The sequence below is a fragment of the Rhodoglobus galactosidasius genome, assembly GCF_054957775.1.
In genome coordinates, this window is record NZ_JBQIAV010000004.1 from 11,428 (window position 1) to 33,554 (window position 22,127).

The following is a 22,127-nucleotide window of genomic DNA, read 5'->3' on the forward strand; positions in this document are numbered from 1 at the left end:
ATGACGTTAAGATCCGGTAAATGCTTCTCCCTGAAGCACATCAGAGATTTCTTTCGCGGCGCGATCGGCGAGCTGCAGAACTTGTTCCGCATCCACTTCGCTGAATGTGGTTGCGACGTAGGGCACTGTCAGTGCGGCCACCGTGCCGAAAGAACTGCGCACGGGCGCGACCACATCAGTGATGCCCGGTTGAAGCGTGTCTGCGCGCACGAGCGATTCAGCACTGTCTGCGATGAGCACTGCCCCCGTCGCCGTGGTGGCGATATCAAAAGCGGCACCGACGCGCACGCGAAAACCGAAGTCTGCCGGTGATTCCACTTGGGCGATCACGCGCACCTCAGCGCCATCGAGCACGGCTAGGTTGCACGACTGCCGCGCCTGATTCGCAAGTTCTTGCATGATCGGCAACGCAACACTGACGAGCCCCCGCAACGGCGGATGCTGGTGTGCGAGCTCGAACAACTTCATCGCCAGCACATACAATCCCGATTGCTTGTCGCGGAACACGTAGCCGCGCCTCTCGAGCGTCGACAACATTCGGAAAATCTGTCCGGTGCTGCGGCCCGTGGCATCCGCAATCTCGGACTGGCTTAGAGCACCAGAGGTCCCGGCGAGCAACTCGAGAATGTCGAGTCCTTTGTCGAGGGCTGGGGCCGCATACTCAGGGGTTGTCGTCACTATCGATCTGCCTTCATTGCGACGAGCATTCGCCGGGCAATTTCGCGGTTGATGGTGTCGGGAACCGGTTGCGCGCCCGGCTCGAGCGTATCTGCCACCATCGCAATGCGTTCGAGCGACAGCGCTTGGAGCAAGAAGCCGAGGTCCATCGACTCGATCGAATTGCCTTTAGGTTCGCGGCCGGCGAGGTTCATCATTCGTCCGTCGGCGATGAGCGTGACATGGCGGTTACCGGGAAGATCGATACGCTCGATAGCAGTGTCGATCACCGCGCTGTCGACCGCGAGATCGCGCAGCGCAATCACATCGATTTCCCACGGAAAATGGCCGCAATTGACGAGCATGGCACCGTCGGCTACCACCTCGAAGAATTCGGTTCCCAAGATCTGCGGATGCCCGGTAGCCGTGATGAAGACTTCGCCCCACTCGGCGAGGTCGAGCATGTTTGCCACGCGGTAGCCGTCGAGCGCGGCTTCGAAAGCTTTGATTTCGTCAACCTCGACTACGGCAACTTTGCCGCCGAGCGCACGGAGGTAGTGGGCAACTCCACGACCACACCAGCCATAGCCAGCAACCACGAACCTCCGCCCCGGCACCATGAGGTTGGTGATGCGCATGAAGCTTTCGACGACAGACTGACCGACCGCGTGCTTGTTCTCACCGATCGCCTTGAGCGGGCTGTCGTTGATAACGATCACCGGAAAAGGTACGTGATCAGCCAATTCTGCCCGCAGTCGGTAACCTCCCGAGGTAGTTTCTTCGGTTCCGCCGACGATGCGAGCTGTGTGGCCCGACTCTGCGACCCCGGCAACGAGGTCGGCTCCGTTGTCGAGCAGGATGTCTGGCTCAGCATCTACGACGCTCAACACGTTTGCGTGGTGCTGCTCCAATGTGTCACCGCGGGTGCCGAAGATTGTCATCCCCTGCTCGCGCAGGAACGCAACGATGTCGTCTTGAGTCGATCCATGGTTACCGGTGGCAACGATCTCTGCTCCCCCGGCAGCAAGAGTTTCGAGCAACACTGCGGTCTTCGGGTCAAGGTGCAGAGACATGCCAATTCGATGGCCCGCGAATGGCTGGCTTGCGGCGAACTGCGCGCGTACGGCGGCAAGCAACGTCATGCGGGAGCGAACCCACATCATGCGGGCAGCGGCACGGTCAACAAGTTCACTGGTCATGATGCCACTCTATATATATGAATATCATTTTCATATATGCTTGCGATCATGGCTGAGAAAATTATCCTCGACTGCGACCCCGGGCACGATGATGCAATTGCCCTGCTGCTCGCACACGGCAATCCCGATATCGAACTACTCGGTGTCACTACCGTGATGGGCAACCAAACCATCGAGAAAGTCACTCGCAATGCTCTGGCGATAGCCCGCGTCGCCGGCATCACCGATGTTCCCTTCGCCCGCGGCGCACATCGTCCGCTCGTGCGCCAAATCGAAGTTGCCGAATCCATTCACGGCGAATCCGGTCTCGACGGACCAGCGCTGCCCGAACCCACTATCGAGTTGGATGCCCGGCATGCCGTCGACTTCATCATCGACACCGTCATGGCGCACGACCCCGGCACGGTAACCCTCGTTCCCACGGGCGCCCTCACGAACATCGCCCTCGCTGTGCGCAAAGAACCCTGCATCGCCGAACGGGTCAAGCAGGTTGTGCTCATGGGCGGCGGCGTCAACGTCGGCAACTGGAGCGCGACAAGCGAGTTCAACATCGTGATCGACCCCGAAGCTGCCCACATTGTCTTCAACGAGTGCTGGCCGCTCACGATGGTGGGCCTCGACCTCACCCATGAGGCGCTGGCTACCGACGAAGTTGCCGCATCCATCGCGGCCGTCGGCACCGGTCCTGCCCGCTTCGTCGGCGAGCTGCTCGAGTTCTTCGGCGAGACCTACCGTGACGCTCAGGGCTTCGATCATCCGCCAGTGCACGATCCGTGCGCCGTGGCATTCGTCATCGACCCGACCGTCATGCAGGTCATCAAGGTGCCGTTGGATGTCGAACTCACCGGAACGATCACCCTCGGCATGACGGTGGCTGATTTTCGCGCACCGGCTCCCGTCGACTGCACAACTCAAGTTGCTCGAAACCTCGACCACCCCAAGTTTTGGGGAATGGTCGTCGACGCGCTTGAGCGCATCGGAGATCCGCAGCTCTAAGCGCGCGATCCGCAGCTCGTGGGCCGCAGGTTCGGTCGCACGGGCTAAGCGCTGGCGAGCTGGCGGGCGCGACGCTTTCGCGCCCCCAGATCGACGACGCCGATCAGCATAGCGATCGAGAAGAATAGGGTTGTCGCGAGCATTCCGGTGCCGTACGCGTGGTGGTAGAGATCGATGTTGCTTTCGCTACTGTTTCGCTCGTTGTACAGGGCGGAGTAGAACAGCGAGAGAGCTACAGCGGTTCCGATCGCTGTGCCAATCCGTTGGCCGAGCTGACCGACTGAGCCGGCCAGACCGCCCTCCATCGGCGGGATGTCGTGCAACGTGAGCGTCTGGTTGGGCGAGATAACGAGCCCTCCGCCGGTGCCGCCGATCAGCAACGCTGCAGCCATGACGAACGGAGTGATCTCGGGCGGCGTGAGGAGCGCTGCGGCCATGAGCACGCCAAGTCCAAGCAACAGAATCGCGAGGCCTACGACCACGAGCGAACGCCCGTAGTGTTCAACCAAGATTCCTCCACGCCACGAGCCGAGCGCGCTCGTCAGCGCGAAGCCAATTGTCACCATTCCGGCGAAAACCGGTTCGAGCCCTAGCCCGAGCTGAAGGTAGAGGGTAGTCATTAGGAACATGGCTGGCATCGCCGCAAAGTAGGCGGTAGCGAGCATTGTTCCATTGCGGAATGAGCTGATACGGAAGAGTTTCAGCGGCACCAGCGGCGCGCGACCACCTGCGGCGTAGCGGCGCTCCCAGGAAACGAAAGCGGCGGCAGCGAGCACAAAAAGCACCAGCAACCACCAGCGGTTGGGGTCATCCGTTGGCGCGCCGGTGGTGAAGAGGAACGGCCACATAAGCGCGAGCACGGTGACACCAAAAATTGCGATGCCGACCGGGTCGAGATCTAGGCGCGCATAGGACGACTTGGATGTTGCCGGCAAAATGCGCCACGCCAAAATTAGGGCGATGATGCCGAGGGGAACGTTCATCCAGAAGATATAGCGCCACCCGTCTTCAGCGCCACCGACGGCGATCATGAGCCCGCCAAGCGTTGGTCCGAATGCGGTAGCGATACCAATCATCGCCCCGAACAAACCAAAGGCCCGGCCGCGCTCAGGGCCACGGAAGAGCTGCTGAATCAAGCCAATGACCTGAGGCATCTGGATGCCAGCGGCCACGCCCTGCAACAGACGAAACACCAACAGCATTTCTGCATTCGGCGCAAGAGCACACGCGATGCTCGCGAGCGTGAAGAGGGTCAGACCGACCAAAAAGAGAGCTTTGCGAGAACGTTGGTCGCCGAGTCTGCCCGCAGGAACCAAGACCAGCCCGAAGGTCAGAACATACCCGGAGACGATGAGTTGCAGCTGCGTTGAGCTTGCGCCGAGCGCATCCTCAATAGACGGCAGTGCAACGTTGATCTTCGAGAGGTCGAGAATCGTGATCGCTGCGACCACAACGCACACCCAAAAAGCACGCCATTTTGTCGCGTGGTCAATCTCCGTGTCACCGGGGGAAGTCTGTGAGGTTCTTGCGTCGCTCCGTGCCGTATCGGCACTGGCGGCGGTCTCATCCGCTGTCGTCATTTGGTCAACTGTACGTCAGCGAATGACCCCCTCGGTTCAGCTATGGCCCTGTCGGGTTCAGCCTCAGCGCCGTCAGATCTAGTCGATGCGCCCAGCAATCAGCGGGCCACCATCGTTCACGGTGTCGCCCTCATCCCCGATGCGATAGGCGCCCTTAAGCGACTCAAGTGCACGTTCAAAACGTGCCGGCTCGTCGGCGTGCATCGTGAAGAGGGGCTCTCCCTTGCGAACCGTGTCCCCAGGCTTGGCGTGCAGGTCGATGCCTGCCGCGTGCTGAACGGGATCCTGTTTGCGAGCACGACCAGCACCCAGACGCCATGCCGCAACCCCAAACGGCAGAGCTTCTTGTTCGACGAGAACACCATCGCGGTCTGCCGTGACAACGTGGCTTTCCTTGGGCTGCGGCAGTTCGGCATCCGGGTTTCCGCCCTGAGCCTGAATCATGCCGCGCCAGGCATCCATCGCCTGACCGTTGTCGAGAGCAGCCTCAACATCGGCATCTGGCTGGCCAACCTGGGCGAGCATTTCGCGTGCAAGAGCGACCGTCAGCGCGCGCACGTCAGCGGGTCCGCCTCCGGCGAGAATCTCGACCGATTCGCGCACCTCGTTGGCGTTTCCGATGGTGAGACCCAGCGGAACGTTCATGTTGGTCAGCAGTGCGACAGTCTTGACGCCCGCATCTTTACCGAGGCGGACCATGGTCTCGGCGAGCTCACGACTGCGCTCGGGGCTCTTCATGAACGCGCCAGAACCGAACTTCACATCGAGTACGAGAGCAGAGGTGCCTTCAGCGATTTTCTTGCTCATGATCGACGAGGCGATCAGCGGGATAGCTTCGACAGTTCCGGTGATGTCACGCAGGGCATAGAGCTTCTTGTCTGCCGGAGCTAAGCCAGAGCCTGCAGCACAAATGACGCCGCCGACACCGCGCAGCTGCGCGTAGAATTCTTCGTTAGTGAGGTCGGCACGCCAACCGGGGATGCTTTCGAGCTTGTCGAGCGTTCCACCGGTGTGACCCAGACCACGGCCAGAAAGCTGCGGCACAGCAACACCGAACGAGGCAACGAGCGGTGCAAGCGGAAGAGTGATCTTGTCTCCGACGCCTCCCGTGGAGTGCTTGTCGGTCGTTTCCTTGCCGAGTCCCTCAAAGCTCAGAGTCTCACCGCTGGCGATCATTGCCAAGGTCAGGTCGCGAATCTCTTCGCGCTCCATGCCATTGATGAAGATGGCCATCGTCATGGCAGCCATCTGCTCGTCACCAACATAGCCGCGAGTGTAAGCATCCACGAGCCAGTTGATCTGGTCTGTGCTGAGCACACCCTTGTCACGCTTGGTGTGGATGAGGTCTACGGCGTCGAAACGTTCGATGCCCGTTGCTGCTGCGCTGTTATTCACTGCGGTACTCCTCAAGGGTGCGTGGCCCGAATGCGTCGGGAATCACTTCGTCAATAGTTCTGATGCCAGACACCGTTTCGAGCAGCATGCCATCGGCTGAGTGCTCGAACAGCAGCTGGCGGCAGCGGCCACACGGCATGAGCGCGTTGCCCTTGCCATCGACGCACGTGAAGGCAACGAGTTTGCCACCACCGGTCATGTGCAGCGTTGACACTAGAGCGCACTCGGCACACAGCGTGAGGCCGTACGAGGCATTCTCTACGTTCGCTCCCGAAAGCACCCGGCCGTCGTCGACAATTGCGGCGGCGCCGACCGGGAACTTCGAGTAGGGAACATAGGCGTGCCCGAGGGCATCCGTGGCGACGAGCCTCAGCGCATCCCAGTCGATTGATTGCGGCTCGATCGTCATAGTATTACCCCTTTATATATGGTGTTCCGGATGCTGCTGGAGGCCTGGACTTCCCCACCAGCCCGGCGACAGCGATGATCGTTACGACGTAGGGCAGCATGAGCATGAACTCACTCGGCACCGGTGAACCAACAACGCTCAACGCGTTCTGCAGGTTGCTGGCGAACCCGAACAGGAGGGCCGCAAGCGTTGCCTTGATGGGATCCCAGCGGCCGAATATCACGGCGGCGAGAGCGATAAAGCCGGCACCAGCGGTGACGTCTTTACCGAACTGCCCCGTCTGGCTCAGCGTGATGAATGCTCCACCGAGTCCGGCGATCGCACCGGCAAGAGCGACGTTCCAGAAACGCGTGAGCTTCACGTTGATGCCGACGGTGTCTGCAGCCTTGGGGTGCTCGCCTACGGCACGCAGGCGGAGCCCCCAGCGGGTGCGGTACAGCGCGAACGCAACAGCGGCCACAATCACGTAGAGCAGGTAGACGATGACGGTCTGCTTGAAGAACACCGGTCCGATGATCGGGATGCCGCTCAAGATCGGAATCGACACCGCCGAGAAGCCCTCAGGGTTGTTCAGCCGCTCAGGGCTCTCGACGAGCCACTGTGAGTAGAGGAACCCGGTGAGCCCCGACACCAACACGTTTATAACAACACCAACGATGATCTGGTTCACGAGGTACTTGATTGAAAACACAGACAGCAAGAACGACACGAGCATTCCGGCTACGGCGGCAGCAAACAGTCCGGCGAATGGTGATGCCGTGATTGTGCCCACGACTGCCGCGACGAAGGCACCGGCGAGCAACTGGGCTTCGATCGCGATGTTCACGACACCAGCGCGCTCAGAGATCACGCCACCGAGCGCACCGAAGATAAGCGGCACGGCCAAGACGAGTGAGCCTGCGAGGAGTTCAGGAACTCGCAACGTTTCGTCAGCAGCGGCCCAGGTGAGGAAACCAGTCAGAGCAAAGAGCGCGCCAAAAGCCGGGACCCAGGTCGGCACCTTGCGGTCTTGCGAAATCATGAACGCAGATCCCACAGCGATGAGCGCCATCAGAATCGTGACGATGACACCAGTCGCCAGTGCAGGCAGCTGAATTATTGGCAAGCGGAAAAGATCAGTGCCCGTCGACAGGTCGAACCCGGTCGGTGCGTCCTCAGCAAAGCCGATGAACAGCACGCCCGAAATGAGCGACACAATCGCGAAGGCGACCGGCATCTTCCAACTGCGGCGGTCAATTTTGGACCCCGAATGGCCCTTACTGTCAGAAGTTTTGGTGAAAGTCATTAGCTGACCACCTTCTTTGCGCGAGCGCCGGGTTGCGGCAAACGGAATACTGCGCGCACGAGCGGCGGAGCTGCTATAAACAGAACGATGAGTGACTGAACAACCAGAACGATGTCGATCGGAATGCTCTGCGAGGCCTGCATGGTGAATCCACCGGCCTTGAACGCTCCGAACAGGATGCCAGCAGCAAACGTGCCCCACGGGGTCGAACGACCCAAGAGCGCAACGGTAATGGCGTCGAAGCCGATACCGGCATCCACCCCAGAGGTGAATCCGCTAGTGGTAGTTCCGAGAACTTCGGTGCTCGCAGCAAGACCTGCGTAGCCGCCGGCGATCAGCATGACGTAGACGTAGAGACGCTCTACCTTGATGCCGGCTACGCGAGCAGCGTGCGGGTTGAGGCCCACAGCCCGGAACTTGAAACCGAGGCTCGAGCGCTCAATCAACCACCAGGCCAACACCGTTCCCGCAATCACAACGATGAAGCCCCAGTGCAGCTTGAAGGCGTCGCCGAAAAGAGGAGGCAACACGGCGCTGTCTGCTGCCGGCGGGGTCTTCGGGTTGTTGGAACCAGGGTTCTTCAGCAGATCCGTACGCAGCAGGAAGCTAATCAGGTAGTAGGCGACGTAGTTGAGCATGATCGTCACGATCACCTCGTGGGCGCCGGTGCGAGCCTTGAGCAGACCAGCAATCGCGCCCCAGAGCGCACCGCCGATGATTCCCATAATGACGGCAACGACAACGTGGATGACGATGGGTAGATCCCATGCGAAGCTCGCGTAACCGGCAAATGCGGCGCCGACGATGATCTGACCACGGCCACCGATGTTGAACAGCCCGACGCGGAACGCGATAGCGACACCAAGTCCTGCAGCAATCAGCGGCGTCGCAAAGACAAGCGTCTGTGTGAGTGGCTTGATTGCTGACAGGAAGTCGTCACGACGGAAGTCGTAGACCGAACCCTGGAAAAGAGCGATGTACGCGCCACCAACTGCGCTGCCAATAGCCGCGAAGAGGTCTCCGGGGCGAGCGAAGAAGTATCCGGCAGCATCCTGAACATCAGAGTCGGTGAGCGCAATAAGCACACCACCGATCAGAATCGCCAGAACAACAGCAAGCACCGACAGCAGCGCGCTGCCAGAGGCGATCTCGCGGAACGCATTCGTCCATCGAACGGTGTCCTGATTGGTCTCTGAGTTTTCGGCGCTTTCTGTCAAGGCCGCCTCTTCGGGCTTCTGGTCTTTAGGTTTTGGGGGTGTTGGCTCGCTCATGCTGCCTCCTCCGTAATGCGTTCGCCGGCCATCATGAGACCGAGCTGTTCGCGCGGGGTATCCGCAGGTACGATTCCAACAATTTGGCCCTTGTACATAACCGCGATGCGATCAGCCAGGGATACGACTTCGTCGAGTTCTGTCGACACGACAATCACGGGAACGCCGCGATCACGCACGCCAACGATCTGCTCGTGAACAAACTCAATCGAGCCGACATCGAGACCTCGCGTGGGCTGCGAGGCAACCAGTAACGACAATTTGCGGCTCAGCTCGCGCGCAAGCACAACCTTCTGCTGGTTGCCACCAGACAGCTGCGAGACACTCTCCTGAATGCTTTGGGCCCGAATGTCGAATGACTCAAGCTTCTCGGTCGCAAACTCATTGAGAACAGTGGTCTGCAGTGTGCCGCGCCTAACGAACGGAGCCCCATCGCTGCGGTCGAGCATGAGGTTCTCGGCGATGCTGAATCCGCCAATAAGACCATCTAGCGTGCGGTCTTCCGGCACGTAGCCGACGCCCTCATCAAGGATCTGACGGGCGTTGAGCCCGAGCAATTCTTTGCCGTTCAACGTTATCGAACCGGATGCTCGATCCTGCATCCCCAACAACGCCTCGGCGAGCTCGGTCTGCCCGTTGCCCTGCACACCGGCAATAGCGAGAATCTCGCCACCTTGCACTGTGACGCTCAGTTCTCTCACGGCACGGTGACCGAACTCATCTGCAATCGACAGATTGTCGATGATGAGAGCGTTGTCAGTGAGCTTGGCGGGAGCTTTGTCGATCGTGAGGTCAACCGCGCGACCGACCATGAGCGAAGCAAGTTCTTCTTTATCTGCGTTGGGATCGGCCTCACCAACAACCTTGCCTAGGCGGATGACCGTGATGCGGTCCGCAACTTCGCGCACCTCACGCAGCTTGTGCGTGATGAAAACAATGGACGTGCCCTCCGACTTGAGCTGGCGCATGATGGCCATGAACTCGTTAGTCTCTTGGGGCGTAAGTACAGCGGTGGGCTCATCGAAAACGAGCACCTTTGCTTCGCGCGAGAGCGCCTTGACGATCTCCACACGCTGCTGAACACCGACGGGCAGATCTTCGACGAGCGCATCGGGGTCGAGGTCGAAACCAAAGCGAGCCGAGATGTCTCGCACGAGCGTGCGCGCGGCTTCCAAATTAAGCAGCCCCGGGCCATAGACCTCTTCGTGGCCGAGTGCCACGTTCTCAGCCACGGTAAACACGGGAATCAACATGAAGTGTTGGTGAACCATGCCAATACCGGAGCGCATCGCGTCGCCCGGGCCCGCGAAGTGACGGACCTCGTCGTCGATGAGAATCTCGCCCTCTTCCGCCTGATACAGGCCGTAGAGCACATTCATCAAGGTTGACTTGCCCGCGCCGTTCTCGCCGAGGAGGCTGTGAATCTCGCCCTCTTCGATTATGAGATCAATATGATCATTCGCGATTAGGTCACCAAAGCGCTTAGTAATACCTCGCAGCTCAAGTTTCACAATCTCTCCTCAGTGCTGTTTCGGCGCCATCGCCGTCGTCGGGTTTCACAAGAATAGCCTCAGAAGACTAGTCCAAAACGAAGGGGGCTGACCCTCAGGTCAACCCCCTCAGTTCTCTCTAACTAGTTCAGGTACGACTTCACGGTGATGTCGCCGGAGATGATGCCGTCCTTTACAGCAACGAGCTCTGCTTCGAGGCCACCATCAACCTTCGACTCGAAGTCATGGAACGGCGCAATGCCGACTCCACCGTTTTCGAGCGTTCCCACGTAAGGCGTGGTGTCGAGCGATCCGCCCGATGCTTCAGTCACAACTTCCGAAACAGCAACCTTGATCTGCTTGAGGATCGAAGTGAGGAACAAGTCCGCTGCTGCGGTCTCGGTCTCGGTAAGGTCAGCGTCTACACCGATCACGGCGATGTCCTTGCCCGAGTCGCGGATTGCCTCAACCGCGCTCTGGAAGATCGGGCCGCCAACGGGAAGCAGTACGTCTGCACCCTGGTCGATCAGGTTCTGAGCTGCTGAACGCGAGTCGGTTCCGGGAGCGAAGCTACCAATGAACGTTCCGTCCTGTGCTGCAACATCCCAACCGCGGACCGTGACATCTGCACCCTTTTCGGAGTTGTAGTAGTCAACACCCTGAGCCGCGCCATCCATGAAGATTGAAACGGTGGGGAAGTTCATTCCGCCATAGGTTCCAACAACACCTGTCGAGGAGTAGCTTGCTGCGGCGTAACCTGCGAGGAACGCTGCCCCTGCGGTGTCGAACAGAATCGGCTTGATGTTGTCTGCGTCGGTCGTGCCGTCGAAGTCGTTGTCGGCCGCGTCGTCAACGATTGCGAAGTTGACGTCGGGGTTTGCGAGGGCGAACTCGACGGTAGCTGCAGAAAGGTTGAATCCGACCGTAACGATCAGGTCACAACCTTCAGCGATGAGGCTCTCGATGTTGGGTGCGTAGTCTGCATCGCTGGTTGACTCAACGGTGAGGAACTCGACGCCGAGGTCTTTCGCTGCAGTCTCGATGCCTTCGTAGCCGAGCTGGTTGAACGACTTGTCGTCGAACCCGCCCGAGTCAGAAACCATGCAGGGAAGGAAGTCGAGTGTTTCGCCCGAGCCTGCGTCGGTCTCTTCGGGTGCAGCTGCGCAACCGGCGAGTACGAGTGCGCTCGTTGCAACGAGCGCCATGCCGCTGAGTGCGCGGCCGTGAGTGCTGATTCTCAAGGTGTCCTCCAAGATGCTGTCCGACAGAAATTGTCGAAAGATAATGCACCTACGCTACCGAAGAATCCAGAAAATGATCGTGCGAATATGAGCGCTGAAGCCGAAAGGTTACAAACGCGAAATCAGGCCGTCACAAGACGTCGTTCCGGCCAGAGATTTTTAGAGCATCCACTACAGATTTGACGCGCTGAGCGTTCGCAGTTGTCGTAACCAGCAAAGCGTCGGGAGTATCGACCACAACAATGTCGTTTACCCCAATGAGAGAAATAAGCCGGTCAGTCTGGCTAATCACCACTCCGGTCGACTTATCGGCGAGCACTCGGGCATTTTCACCGAGGATCGCGAGGTCAGATTTGCGCCCGCCAGAGTGCAACTTGGCGATCGATGCAAAGTCTCCAACGTCATCCCAATCAAAATCACCAGGAACGACGACAAGGCGACCCTCTGCGGCAGCGGGTTCGGCAACGGTGTAGTCAATCGCGATCTTGGCGAGGTGGGGCCAGACACGATCGACGACAGCGCCGCGTTCTGGGGTGTCCCATACCTCGGCAAGTTCAGTCAGGCCGGCGACTAGTTCGGGCTCGGCTTTGCCCAATTGTTCAAGCAGTACGTCTGCGCGGGAGATGAACATCCCGCCGTTCCAGAGGTAATCGCCACTATCCACGTAGGACTGGGCGGTCTCGAAGTCGGGCTTCTCGACAAACGACTTAACCGAGACAGCGCTCGGAGCGCCCTCAACCTCAATCGCACCGCCGCAGTGGATGTAACCGAACCCGATCGCTGGCTCTGACGGCGTGATGCCAATGGCAGCAATGTAACCGGCGTTGGCCACTGCTATCGATTCACGCACACTGCGACGGAATCCGCGGATGTCCCGAATGACATGGTCAGCAGCAAACGACCCAATGACAACGTTGGGGTCGCGCTTGAGCAAAATCGCTGCGGCAAGGCCGATCGCGGCAGACGAGTCTTTCGGCTCGCTCTCGAGCACGACGTTGGGGTCGCTCAGTTCGGGAAGCTGCTTTTCGACGGCAGCACGATGAGCTCGGCCGGTGACGACCATGATGCGGTCGGCTCCGGAGAGCGGAACCAGTCGATCCCACGTGTCACGAAGCAGGGTCTGGCCCGACCCGGTGAGGTCGTGCAAGAACTTGGGGGCATCTGCCCGCGAGAGCGGCCACAGGCGCGAACCGATGCCACCGGCAGGGATCACGCTGTAGAAGTTGTCAAACGGGGCCTGAAGTTGGCTCATGCCTCCACCTTAGACTTCAGCACCCGTTAACTCCCCCGTTACCCGCACCTCCTAGCGTGAGCCTCACGACAACCGATTGAGGTGCTGAATTTGCGGGTCGCCATTGTTAGCGAAAGCTTTCTCCCCACTGTCAATGGCGTCACCAACAGCGTGCTGAAGGTGCTCGACTATTTAAGCGTCGAGGGCCACGAAGCAATCGTGATCTGTCCCTCGGCTGGTGCACCCAAGACGTATGCGGGGTTCACCGTCCACTCGGTACCAGCGCTGGCCTACCGCCAGTTTCCGGTTGGGCTGCCCAACCCTCAAGTGCACAAACTGATTTCTGACTTTCGACCGGATGTCGTGCATGCTGCTGCACCGTTCATGCTCGGAGCGCAAGCAATCGCATCCGCCAACCGGCTCGGCATTGCCACCGTTGCGATCTTTCAGACGGATGTCGCCGGCTACGCCCGTCGCAATCATCTGGGCCCGGCAACGAAACTGGCCTGGCGCATCGTGCACTGGATCCACGATGGAGCCCAACTCACTCTCGCTCCCTCCAGCACCGCGATGGCCGATCTACGGGCCATCGGGCTCACCCGACTTGAGCGCTGGGGTCGCGGTGTTGATCTCACGATGTATCACCCGGGCAAGAAACTCACTCCCGCTGCCGCGAAGCTCCGCAAGCGATTGGCCCCCAACGGTGAAGTCGTTGTCGGCTACGTCGGCCGCATTGCCCCCGAAAAGCAGGTGGAGCGCCTACGAGCGCTGCACGGCCTGAACGGAGTGCGCGTGGCTATCGTGGGTGACGGCCCATCGGTTCCTTCTGTTAAGAGGGAACTCGCCGACACCCCGGTCACGTGGTTGGGCAAACTGGGTGGCGAAGAGTTGGCCACTGCCTATGCGGCGTTCGATGTCTTTGTGCACACCGGCACCGAAGAGACCTTCGGCCAGACTCTTCAAGAAGCGCACTCGGCGGGTCTGCCCGTGGTGGCTCCTCGCTCCGGCGGACCGATTGATCTCATTGATCACGGCACTGACGGTTTTCTCTTTGAGGCAGACAACGAGGGCCAACTTCGCGCCTTTGTTGAGGCTCTCGCGATTGACCCTGAGCTTCGAGGCCGCATGGGTGAGGCTGGCCGACGCACGGTGCTCGGCAAGTCGTGGGATGGCGTCTGCGCGCAGCTAGTTGAGCACTATAAAGCGACACTTGCCGGAGCTGTTGCTCCGGTCGTGCGCTAACCGCATTTGAGGAACACCGCGATGTGGAAAGAATTTGCACACGAGCCGACTCCGGCTCGTTAAGTTTGGCAAAATTCGCGAAAAGATCGTGGAATTCTCGCTGTTTAGAGCGCAGTGGGAAGCGGGGGCCTCCTAGCGGGAATAGACTGGGTGGGTCCGCTGTGCGGACAATCATCGGTCGCGGTGGACGCGACCCCACACCGCAAGGAGGGTCCTCGTGCCAGAGAAGTCGGCGAGCAACCTAGTGGCGGAGCCGAAGTCTCCGTCTAAGATTCGCTCACCCAGGAGACCTGCTGGCACCCTGTATCGGGGCAACGAGGGCATGTGGTCGTGGGTGCTGCACCGTATTACCGGTGTTGCTATCTACTTCTTCCTTCTTGTGCACATTCTTGACACCGCGCTCGTGCGTGTGAGCCCTGAGGCATATAACCAGGTGATTGAGACCTACAAGACGCCCGTGATGGGCCTTGGCGAGATCGCCCTAGTTGCGGCAATCGCGTTCCACGCCTTCAACGGCCTGCGGATCATCCTGATCGACTTTTGGGCATTCGGTGCCAAGCACCAGCGCGCAATGTTCTGGGTCGTCATCGGTCTCTGGCTGGTTCTGCTCGCCGGATTCATTCCCCGCCAGCTAATAAACGTCTTCGGAGGTTGAGCATGAGTCTCATCGAAGCCCCCCGCACCTCTACCCGTGGCCGCCGCACCGGCGGAATCAACTGGGAAAAATGGGGATGGATCTACATGCGCGCTTCTGGCGTTGTGCTCATCGTTCTCATCTTCGGCCACCTCTTCGTCAACCTCGTTGCCGGTGAAGGCGTCAAGGCTATCGACTTCGCGTTCGTCGGCGGAAAGCTTTCCGACCCGTTCTGGATGATCTGGGACGGCCTCATGTTGTGGCTCGCGCTGATCCACGGCGGCAACGGAATGCGCACGCTCGTCAACGACTACGCAACCAACCCGAAGGTGCGCAAAGTTCTACTGATCGGTATCGCCACATCCACGGCAATTCTGATCTTGTTGGGAACCCTGGTGATCACCACCTTCGATCCCTGCCCCGCCGGAGCTGACCCAGCTCTGCTTTCCAGCATCTGTGAGGGACGCTAATTGTCTACGATTAACACTGGCGATATCGCCGACGGAACCATCATCGATGGAGTCCACTACCACCAGTTCGACATTGTGATCGTTGGCGCCGGTGGCGCCGGCATGCGCGCGGCTATTGAAGCTGGCCCGCACGCCAAGACCGCAGTGATCTCCAAGCTTTATCCCACGCGTTCGCACACTGGCGCGGCGCAGGGTGGCATGGCTGCGGCTTTGGCAAACGTCGAGGACGACAACTGGGAGTGGCACACCTACGACACCGTCAAAGGTGGCGACTACCTGGTTGACCAGGATGCGGCAGAGATCCTCGCTAAAGAGGCCATCGACGCGGTGGTCGACCTTGAGAACATGGGTCTGCCGTTCAACCGAACCGAAGATGGCAAGATCGACCAGCGTCGCTTCGGTGGTCACACTCGCGAGCACGGCAAGGCACCTGTTCGCCGCGCCTGCTATGCCGCTGACCGCACCGGTCACATGATTCTTCAGACTCTGTACCAAAACTGCGTACGCCTCGGCATCAACTTCTTCAACGAGTTCTATGTGCTCGACCTCGTCATGACCGAGGTTGACGGCATCGAACAGCCCTCGGGCGTTGTTGCGTACGAGCTCTCAACCGGCGACCTTCACGTGTTCCAGTCGAAGGCGACTATCTTCGCTACCGGTGGATTCGGCAAGATCTTCAAGACGACCTCCAACGCCCACACCCTTACCGGTGACGGTGTCGGAATCATCTGGCGCAAGGGCCTACCGCTCGAAGACATGGAGTTCTTCCAGTTCCACCCCACCGGGTTGGCTGGCCTCGGCATCCTCCTCTCTGAAGCGGCTCGAGGCGAAGGTGCGATCCTGCGCAACGCCGAAGGTGAGCGCTTCATGGAGCGCTACACGCCAACGCTCAAGGACCTCGCGCCGCGTGACATCGTCGCGCGCTCGATGGCCACCGAGATTCGTGAAGGTCGTGGAGCTGGTCCTGACAAGGACTACCTGTTCCTCGACATCACTCACCTTGAGCCTGCCGTCATCGACGAGAAACTCCCTGACATCACCGAGTTCGCTCGCACCTATCTAGGCGTCGAGCCATACACCGAGCCCGTTCCCGTGCTGCCGACCGCGCACTACGCCATGGGTGGCATCCCGACCAACGTGCAAGCCGAAGTGCTTCGCAACAACACGGATGTCGTCAAGGGCCTTTACGCCGCTGGCGAGTGCGCGTGTGTTTCTGTTCACGGCTCCAACCGTTTGGGAACCAACTCGCTGCTCGACATCAACGTCTTCGGAAAGCGTGCCGGAAAGGCCGCCGTCGAATACGTGAAGACGGCCGAGTTCGTGCCGCTGCCCGAGAACCCTGCTGGCGGCGTCAAGAACATCCTCGACATGGTTCGTGCCGGCGATGGCACGGAGCGTATTGCCGCGATCCGCAAAGAGTTACAGGTCTCGATGGACCGCAACGCACAGATCTTCCGCACGGATGAAAGCCTCGAAGAGGTAACCGACCTCATCCAGAAGCTGCGCGCACGCTACAAGAACATTCAGCTGCACGACAAGGGCAAGCGGTTCAACACCGACCTGCTTGAGGCCGTAGAGCTGGGCTTCTTGCTCGACCTCGCCGAAGTACTCGTATTCTCGGCACGGTCACGCAAAGAAAGCCGTGGTGGCCACATGCGTGAGGACTACCCCGATCGTGACGACGAGAACTTCCTCGTGCACACGATGGCGTACCTCACGGGCGACCCAGAATCAGAAGAGGCGGGTGACCACATCCGACTCGACTGGAAGCCGGTCGTGATCACGAACTACCCGCCGATGGAGAGAAAGTACTAATGAGCACTGCCGTCGCTGACAAAAAGCCCGCCGCACCCGAGGTCATCCCGACCTTCACTGTGACGCTCATCATCCGCCGTTTTGATCCGGAGGTTGACGAAGAGCCGCGCTGGGAAGACTTTGACGTGGAGGTCTACCCGACCGACCGCGTTCTTGATGCCCTGCACAAGATCAAGTGGGAGATGGATGGCTCGTTGACCTTCCGTCGCTCGTGCGCGCACGGTGTTTGTGGTTCGGATGCGATGCGCATCAATGGCCGCAATCGCCTGGCCTGCAAGACCCTGATCAAAGATCTCGACATCACGAAGCCGATCTACGTTGAAGCCATCAAGGGGCTTCCGCTGGAGAAGGACCTGATCGTTGACATGGAGCCGTTCTTCGACTCCTATAAGGAGATCAACCCGTTCCTGATGGCTGGTGCCACCAAGGGCGGCAAGGAACGCAAGCAGAGCCCCGTAGAGCGCGCACGCTTCGATGACACCACCAAGTGCATCCTGTGCGCCGCGTGCACGTCGGCATGCCCCGTGTTCTGGACTGACGGACAGTATTTCGGTCCTGCCGCCATCGTGAACGCGCACCGTTTCATCTTCGATTCGCGCGATGAGGGATCACAGGTTCGCCTCGACATCCTCAACGACAAAGAGGGTGTGTGGCGTTGCCGCACCACCTTCAACTGCACCGACGCATGCCCTCGCGGCATCCAGGTCACTCAGGCAATTGCTGAAGTGAAGCAGGCAATCATCAAGGGAAAGCCGTAACGGGGCGCACTCTGCAGCTATGTGTTTGTAGTCAGGCGAGCGGCGTACGCTGCAACGCATGACGACATTGAAAGCGCTCTATATCAACACAACGCTCAAGCGTTCGCCCGAACTCAGCCACACGGAAGGCCTCATCGAACGAAGCCGACTCGTGTTCGAAAAAGCCGGGGTTTCCACGGAAGTCGTTCGCGCGGTCGACCACACAATCGCGCCGGGCGTGTATCCAGATATGCGCGAGCATGGCTGGGATGAGGATGCCTGGCCTGAGCTCTGGCAGAAGGTCAAAGCCGCAGACATCCTCATATTGGCTGGCCCAATTTGGCTTGGCGATCAGTCGTCAGAGTCGCGAAAGATCATCGAACGGCTCTACGCCCACAGCGGCGAAACCAACGACAAAGGCCAATACGTGTTCTACGGCAAGGTTGGCGGCGCACTCGTGACCGGCAACGAAGATGGCGTCAAGCACGTCTCATCCAACATTCTGTACAGCTTGCAGCACATCGGGTACACGATTCCGCCGCAGGCCGATGCTGGCTGGATTGGCGAAGTCGGTCCAGGCCCCAGCTACCTCGACGACGGCTCAGGCGGTCCAGAGAACGACTTCACGAACCGCAACACCACCTTCATGGCACACAACCTCATCCACTTGGCGACGATGCTCAACGCCAACGGCGGCATCCCTGCCGAGGGCAACGTGCCAGCCGAGTGGAACGACGGCAAGCGATTCGGCTTCGACGCGAACCCTGAGTATCGCTAACTAGCGTTTGCGGCGGCCTCACGAGCTGTTGGGCCGGTGGTCGCGTTGATCGCTGCTTCGGCGCGCACTGTGGCCTGCTCAAGCGTTACCGTCTTGAGTTCAGCACGCACATCGGCGAGTGCCTGAGGCGTCATCGACAGGCTCGTTACACCCAAGCCGACGAGCACAACCGCGAGCTGGGGGTCAGCGGCAGCTTCTCCACAGACACCTACGGGCTTACCTGCAGCGGCGCCGGCGGCACCGATCATCTTCACGAGGCGAAGCACGGCTGGATGCCACGGGTCTTGGAACTTGGCCAAGGTGCCGAGCATCCGGTCCGCTGCCAGCGTGTACTGGGTGAGGTCGTTTGAGCCAATGGAGACGAAGTCACTGCGTTCGGCCACCTGGTCGGCGAGCACTGCGAGCGACGGAACCTCTGCCATAACACCAACAGTGTTGAGGCCGAGTTCGCGACCGAGGGCGACGAAGTAGTCGGTCTCTTCGGCATCCGACACCATCGGCGCCATCACCCAAAGGTCGGCATCTGTGGCATTTTGTGCGTTGACGAGAGCGATGAGCTGGTCACGCAGAATGTTTTCGTTGACTCGCAGTGAGCGCAGTCCGCGCTGGCCGAGGGCGGGGTTCGCCTCTTCGCCCATGTCCATGAAGCTGAGCGGCTTGTCTGCGCCAGCATCGAGGGCACGCACGACAACCTTTTTGCCGGGGAAGTGCTTCAGCATCTCCGTGTATTCGGCGGTCTGCTCTTCTACGGTCGGCGCGGTCGTTGCGTCGAGGAACATCAGTTCGGTGCGGAACAGTCCAACACCTTCAGCACCAAGTTCGACGGCCTGTGCGGCCTCTGAGGGCGTACCAAGGTTGGCCAGCAACGGCACGAGAGTGCCATCGGCGAGCGCGCCATCCGTGATGGGGGCGTTGGCTGCGGCTGCGAGTTCGGCAATGCGGGCTTCTGCGGCGGATCGCTGTTCATCGGTGGGCTCTGTCGTGATGGTGCCGGCACCGGCATCCACAATCACCAGGGTGTCGTCGGCGAGCTCGAGCGCTTCGGCAACGCCCATGATCGCAGGGATCGCCTTGGAGCGCGCAAGGATCGCGGTGTGGCTAGTTGGGCCACCCTGGCGGGTGACGAGCGCAAGCACCTTGTCGAGTTCGAGAAGGGCAGTGTCTGCGGGAGCGAGGTCATCAGCGACCAAAACGAATGGCTCATCGCGCTGAGGAACACCCGGGGCTTCGACGCCACGGAGGCGCGCAACCACGCGCTGGCTGACATCGCCGAGGTCGGTGGCACGCTCGGCCATCATTCCGCCAAGAGAAATCAACATGTCACGGAACTTGCCAAACGCCTCAAACACGGCTCGCTCTGCGGTCTTGCCGCCGTCGATGATTTCGTTGACGCTCTCGAGAATCGAAGGGTCTTCGGCCATAAGTGCTGTAGCTGTCAGCACCTCATTGGCTTCGGCATCCGCCTTCTCTGCGCGTTCCCGAAGATCGGCAGCCACAAATGTCAGCGCTGAGGCCGCGGCTTCTTGCTCTGCTGCGGCATCGCCTGAGTGGCGTGAATCTTTCGGTTCCGGCAGCGGGTCGGGCATGCGCACGACCTTTCCCACGGCAACCGATCGTCCCACTCCAACACCCTGAAGTTCCATGTGATGTGATCCTCTCTTCTGCGTTACGCACAGTCAGCCTAGCTATTCTTGAGGGATGCAGCTTGCGCAACGACTGAAACCAGCCATTGATTGGGTAACGGGGCTTCGCCCCGTGAGGGTGTTGCTGCACTACACCGACAAACTCGGCCTGCTGTTAGCGTTTGGACTCTCGTATCAGGCAATCTTTGCCGTATTCGCTGCGCTCTGGGTCGCCTTCGCCGTCGCCGGGCTTGTAGTGCAGGGCGATCCGGCATTGCTCGATGCCGTCTACAACTTCATTTCGACCAACATTCCTGGACTGATCGGCGACGGAAGCGGCAACGGTGCCATCACACGCGAAACCCTTGCGGACTCACAGGTACTGGGCATCACTGGGGTGATCGCCGCCGTCGGTTTAGCCTTCACCGCGCTGGGCTGGATCGCCTCGGGTCGCAGCGCGATCCGTTCGATGTTCGGGCTCGATAATTCAGAAACCAACTTTCTGGTGCTGAAGCTGAAAGATGCCGGTCTCGCTATTGGCTTCGGGCTCGCCGTTACTGCGTCAGCCGTACTCTCCGTAGCAAGCACTGCCGCGCTCAATTGGGTGCTCGACCTCGTCTCTATCAACGAAGATTCGCTGGCCGCGCGCACGGCAACCCAAATCATTGCTGTAGCCGTGGTGTTCGTTCTCGACGCCGCAACGCTCGGTGTGTTTTACCGAATTATTTCGGGCATAAGGATTCCGTTCCGGCTGCTCGCCCAGGGCACGATCATCGCGGCGGTCGCCCTCGGCGCTCTCAAGTTCGGCGGAAGTTTCCTGCTTGACGGGGCAACTCGCAACCCGCTACTCGCGTCATTTGCGGTGATCATCGGTCTGCTGATCTGGTTCAACCTGATCTGCCAAATCATTCTCATTGGTTCGGCCTGGATTGCTGTGGGTGCTGACGATGCCGACCTCGACATCAGCGGCGATAAGCGCGACCCGGATGCTCCGCGTGCGGTGCAATCGACGAAGACCGCTGAAGAAGCCGAGGCTGGTGAAGGCACACGCGGGAACCGTCACGAGGGCGGTACGGCCAACGAGAACAAGAAGACCAACCAGAACAGGTTCACACGCACACTTAAACGAATGATCAAGCGCAACAATAAGCGATAGGTCCGACGGCGAAACGAGCGTCTGTGGCCCTCGGTAGTCTTGAGGCATGGCAACACATCTTCGCATCGCATCCGTCAACGTCAATGGTGTTCGCGCCGCCTACCGCAAGGGCATGGGCGACTGGTTGGATGCCCGTGACATCGACATTCTCGCGCTGCAAGAGGTGCGCGCAGCCGACGCAGACGTCGAAGGGCTGCTCGGCGATGGCTGGAACATCCTGCACGACGCCGCGACGGCAAAGGGCCGCGCCGGTGTCGCGCTGGCCTCACGCAAGGGGTCTGCGGCATCCGCCCCTCTTGCTCACCGGGTTGCGCTCGGTGCCGACGATTTTGATAGCGCCGGGCGCTGGCTTGAAGCCGACTTCGATGTCGACGGCACGACGGTCACCGTCGTGAGCACCTACGTGCACTCGGGCGTTGTTGACACCCCCAAGCAGGTTGAGAAGTACAAGTTCTTAGAGGCCATGCTCGTACGTCTGCCCGAGCTTGCTGCCCACAGCGACCATGCCCTCATGGTCGGCGACCTCAACGTCGGTCACCGCGAGCTCGACATCAAGAATTGGCGCGGCAACCGCAAGAATGCTGGCTTCCTGCTCGAGGAGCGTGCCTACTTCGACCGCTTCTTTGGCGAGCACGGCAGCATCGTGGAGTGTGTTGACGGCACAACCGGCCCCGGCCTCGGCTGGGTGGATGTTGGCCGCCAGTTCGCCGGAGAAGTTGACGGCCCCTACAGCTGGTGGTCGCAGCGCGGCCAAGCTTTTGACAATGACACCGGTTGGCGCATCGACTACCACGTCGCCACCCCCGCGTTGGCTGCCTCGGTTGCGGATTACCGCATCGATAAGGCCGGGGCGTGGGATGAGCGGTGGAGCGATCACGCTCCCGTCGTTGTTGACTATTCCATCTGAAAGAATTAGCCC

The 22,127-nt window shown here is 60.0% G+C and carries 20 protein-coding genes; 9 read left to right on the plus strand and 11 right to left on the minus strand.

What is annotated here, in order from left to right; all coding sequences use genetic code 11:
- Window positions 1-6: 6 nt before the first annotated feature.
- Both ACTJJW_RS05990 and ACTJJW_RS05995 read right to left on the minus strand, forming a co-directional pair.
- On the minus strand, window positions 7-678 hold the full coding sequence (locus tag ACTJJW_RS05990; protein ID WP_462643227.1) for an IclR family transcriptional regulator: 672 nt from the start codon (window positions 676-678) through the stop codon (window positions 7-9).
- The gene (locus ACTJJW_RS05995; RefSeq protein WP_462643228.1) at window positions 678-1,856 is read right to left on the minus strand and encodes an adenosylhomocysteinase; all 1,179 of its coding nucleotides are present in this window, start codon (window positions 1,854-1,856) and stop codon (window positions 678-680) included. Before ACTJJW_RS05995 ends, ACTJJW_RS05990 begins: the two co-directional genes overlap by 1 nt.
- Window positions 1,857-1,904: 48 nt before the next feature.
- Here ACTJJW_RS05995 and uriH point away from each other — a divergent pair, with 48 nt between their 5' ends.
- Window positions 1,905-2,852 (plus strand): uridine-preferring nucleoside hydrolase UriH, encoded by a 948-nt coding sequence (gene uriH, locus ACTJJW_RS06000; RefSeq protein WP_462643229.1) that lies wholly within the window; start codon window positions 1,905-1,907, stop codon window positions 2,850-2,852.
- Window positions 2,853-2,896: 44 nt separating this feature from the next.
- Here uriH and ACTJJW_RS06005 read toward each other — a convergent pair whose 3' ends face one another.
- The 8 genes from ACTJJW_RS06005 to ACTJJW_RS06040 form a co-directional block, all read right to left on the minus strand.
- Entirely contained in the window at window positions 2,897-4,432 is a 1,536-nt protein-coding gene (locus ACTJJW_RS06005) for an MFS transporter (RefSeq protein WP_462643230.1), read from the minus strand.
- 78 nt (window positions 4,433-4,510) lie between these two features.
- Window positions 4,511-5,827, minus strand: a complete 1,317-nt coding sequence (locus tag ACTJJW_RS06010) for a thymidine phosphorylase (RefSeq protein ID WP_462643231.1) — start codon at window positions 5,825-5,827, stop codon at window positions 4,511-4,513.
- Entirely contained in the window at window positions 5,820-6,236 is a 417-nt protein-coding gene (locus ACTJJW_RS06015; protein ID WP_462643232.1) for a cytidine deaminase, read from the minus strand. The genes ACTJJW_RS06010 and ACTJJW_RS06015 overlap by 8 nt, the downstream gene beginning before the upstream one ends.
- Window positions 6,237-6,240: 4 nt before the next feature.
- Window positions 6,241-7,521 carry an ABC transporter permease gene (locus ACTJJW_RS06020; protein ID WP_462643233.1) on the minus strand — a complete coding sequence of 427 codons (1,281 nt, stop codon included), beginning with the start codon at window positions 7,519-7,521 and terminating at the stop codon, window positions 6,241-6,243.
- Window positions 7,521-8,792, minus strand: a complete 1,272-nt coding sequence (locus ACTJJW_RS06025; RefSeq protein WP_462643234.1) for an ABC transporter permease — start codon at window positions 8,790-8,792, stop codon at window positions 7,521-7,523. The genes ACTJJW_RS06020 and ACTJJW_RS06025 overlap by 1 nt, the downstream gene beginning before the upstream one ends.
- Complete coding sequence (locus ACTJJW_RS06030) at window positions 8,789-10,303, minus strand: ABC transporter ATP-binding protein (RefSeq protein WP_462643235.1); 1,515 nt, start codon at window positions 10,301-10,303, stop codon at window positions 8,789-8,791. Before ACTJJW_RS06030 ends, ACTJJW_RS06025 begins: the two co-directional genes overlap by 4 nt.
- Before the next feature lie 122 nt (window positions 10,304-10,425).
- Window positions 10,426-11,523 carry a BMP family lipoprotein gene (locus ACTJJW_RS06035; RefSeq protein ID WP_462643236.1) on the minus strand — a complete coding sequence of 366 codons (1,098 nt, stop codon included), beginning with the start codon at window positions 11,521-11,523 and terminating at the stop codon, window positions 10,426-10,428.
- Between the two features lie 130 nt (window positions 11,524-11,653).
- On the minus strand, window positions 11,654-12,775 hold the full coding sequence (locus tag ACTJJW_RS06040; protein WP_462643237.1) for a mannose-1-phosphate guanylyltransferase: 1,122 nt from the start codon (window positions 12,773-12,775) through the stop codon (window positions 11,654-11,656).
- Window positions 12,776-12,865: 90 nt separating this feature from the next.
- On the opposite strand from ACTJJW_RS06040, the gene ACTJJW_RS06045 reads away from it, so the two are divergent.
- From ACTJJW_RS06045 to ACTJJW_RS06070, 6 genes are all read left to right on the plus strand, one after another.
- Window positions 12,866-13,996, plus strand: a complete 1,131-nt coding sequence (locus tag ACTJJW_RS06045; protein ID WP_462643238.1) for a glycosyltransferase family 4 protein — start codon at window positions 12,866-12,868, stop codon at window positions 13,994-13,996.
- Between the two features lie 244 nt (window positions 13,997-14,240).
- Window positions 14,241-14,651, plus strand: coding sequence for a succinate dehydrogenase, cytochrome b556 subunit (gene sdhC, locus ACTJJW_RS06050; protein ID WP_462643541.1), 411 nt, complete (start codon window positions 14,241-14,243; stop codon window positions 14,649-14,651).
- A gap of 2 nt (window positions 14,652-14,653) precedes the next feature.
- Window positions 14,654-15,100 carry a succinate dehydrogenase hydrophobic membrane anchor subunit gene (locus tag ACTJJW_RS06055; protein ID WP_462643239.1) on the plus strand — a complete coding sequence of 149 codons (447 nt, stop codon included), beginning with the start codon at window positions 14,654-14,656 and terminating at the stop codon, window positions 15,098-15,100.
- Entirely contained in the window at window positions 15,101-16,915 is a 1,815-nt protein-coding gene (gene sdhA, locus ACTJJW_RS06060; RefSeq protein WP_462643240.1) for a succinate dehydrogenase flavoprotein subunit, read from the plus strand.
- A complete protein-coding gene (locus ACTJJW_RS06065) occupies window positions 16,915-17,673 on the plus strand; it encodes a succinate dehydrogenase iron-sulfur subunit (RefSeq protein ID WP_462643241.1) in 759 nt (252 codons plus the stop codon). Before sdhA ends, ACTJJW_RS06065 begins: the two co-directional genes overlap by 1 nt.
- A 58-nt stretch (window positions 17,674-17,731) precedes the next feature.
- Window positions 17,732-18,430, plus strand: coding sequence for a flavodoxin family protein (locus tag ACTJJW_RS06070; RefSeq protein ID WP_462643242.1), 699 nt, complete (start codon window positions 17,732-17,734; stop codon window positions 18,428-18,430).
- On the opposite strand, the gene ptsP is transcribed toward ACTJJW_RS06070, so the two are convergent.
- Window positions 18,427-20,073 (minus strand): phosphoenolpyruvate--protein phosphotransferase, encoded by a 1,647-nt coding sequence (ptsP, locus tag ACTJJW_RS06075; RefSeq protein WP_462643243.1) that lies wholly within the window; start codon window positions 20,071-20,073, stop codon window positions 18,427-18,429. The two genes, ACTJJW_RS06070 and ptsP, sit on opposite strands and share 4 nt — an antisense overlap.
- A 55-nt stretch (window positions 20,074-20,128) precedes the next feature.
- Between ptsP and ACTJJW_RS06080 the strand changes: the two genes are divergently transcribed.
- Together ACTJJW_RS06080 and ACTJJW_RS06085 are read left to right on the plus strand one after the other, a co-directional pair.
- The gene (locus ACTJJW_RS06080; RefSeq protein WP_462643244.1) at window positions 20,129-21,208 is read left to right on the plus strand and encodes a YihY/virulence factor BrkB family protein; all 1,080 of its coding nucleotides are present in this window, start codon (window positions 20,129-20,131) and stop codon (window positions 21,206-21,208) included.
- Between the two features lie 46 nt (window positions 21,209-21,254).
- Complete coding sequence (locus ACTJJW_RS06085; RefSeq protein ID WP_462643245.1) at window positions 21,255-22,115, plus strand: exodeoxyribonuclease III; 861 nt, start codon at window positions 21,255-21,257, stop codon at window positions 22,113-22,115.
- Window positions 22,116-22,127 lie beyond the last annotated feature (12 nt).

Bases quoted from the DNA above. Each gene is read 5' to 3' on its own strand.
- ACTJJW_RS05995 (WP_462643228.1), bottom strand. From the start codon at position 1,856: ATGACCAGTGAACTTGTTGACCGTGCCGCTGCCCGCATGATGTGGGTT.
- uriH (WP_462643229.1), top strand. From the start codon at position 1,905: ATGGCTGAGAAAATTATCCTCGACTGCGACCCCGGGCACGATGATGCA.
- ACTJJW_RS06005 (WP_462643230.1), bottom strand. From the start codon at position 4,432: ATGACGACAGCGGATGAGACCGCCGCCAGTGCCGATACGGCACGGAGC.
- ACTJJW_RS06015 (WP_462643232.1), bottom strand. From the start codon at position 6,236: ATGACGATCGAGCCGCAATCAATCGACTGGGATGCGCTGAGGCTCGTC.
- ACTJJW_RS06020 (WP_462643233.1), bottom strand. From the start codon at position 7,521: ATGACTTTCACCAAAACTTCTGACAGTAAGGGCCATTCGGGGTCCAAA.
- ACTJJW_RS06025 (WP_462643234.1), bottom strand. From the start codon at position 8,792: ATGAGCGAGCCAACACCCCCAAAACCTAAAGACCAGAAGCCCGAAGAG.
- ACTJJW_RS06040 (WP_462643237.1), bottom strand. From the start codon at position 12,775: ATGAGCCAACTTCAGGCCCCGTTTGACAACTTCTACAGCGTGATCCCT.
- ACTJJW_RS06055 (WP_462643239.1), top strand. From the start codon at position 14,654: ATGAGTCTCATCGAAGCCCCCCGCACCTCTACCCGTGGCCGCCGCACC.
- ACTJJW_RS06065 (WP_462643241.1), top strand. From the start codon at position 16,915: ATGAGCACTGCCGTCGCTGACAAAAAGCCCGCCGCACCCGAGGTCATC.
- ACTJJW_RS06070 (WP_462643242.1), top strand. From the start codon at position 17,732: ATGACGACATTGAAAGCGCTCTATATCAACACAACGCTCAAGCGTTCG.
- ptsP (WP_462643243.1), bottom strand. From the start codon at position 20,073: ATGGAACTTCAGGGTGTTGGAGTGGGACGATCGGTTGCCGTGGGAAAG.
- ACTJJW_RS06080 (WP_462643244.1), top strand. From the start codon at position 20,129: ATGCAGCTTGCGCAACGACTGAAACCAGCCATTGATTGGGTAACGGGG.
- ACTJJW_RS06085 (WP_462643245.1), top strand. From the start codon at position 21,255: ATGGCAACACATCTTCGCATCGCATCCGTCAACGTCAATGGTGTTCGC.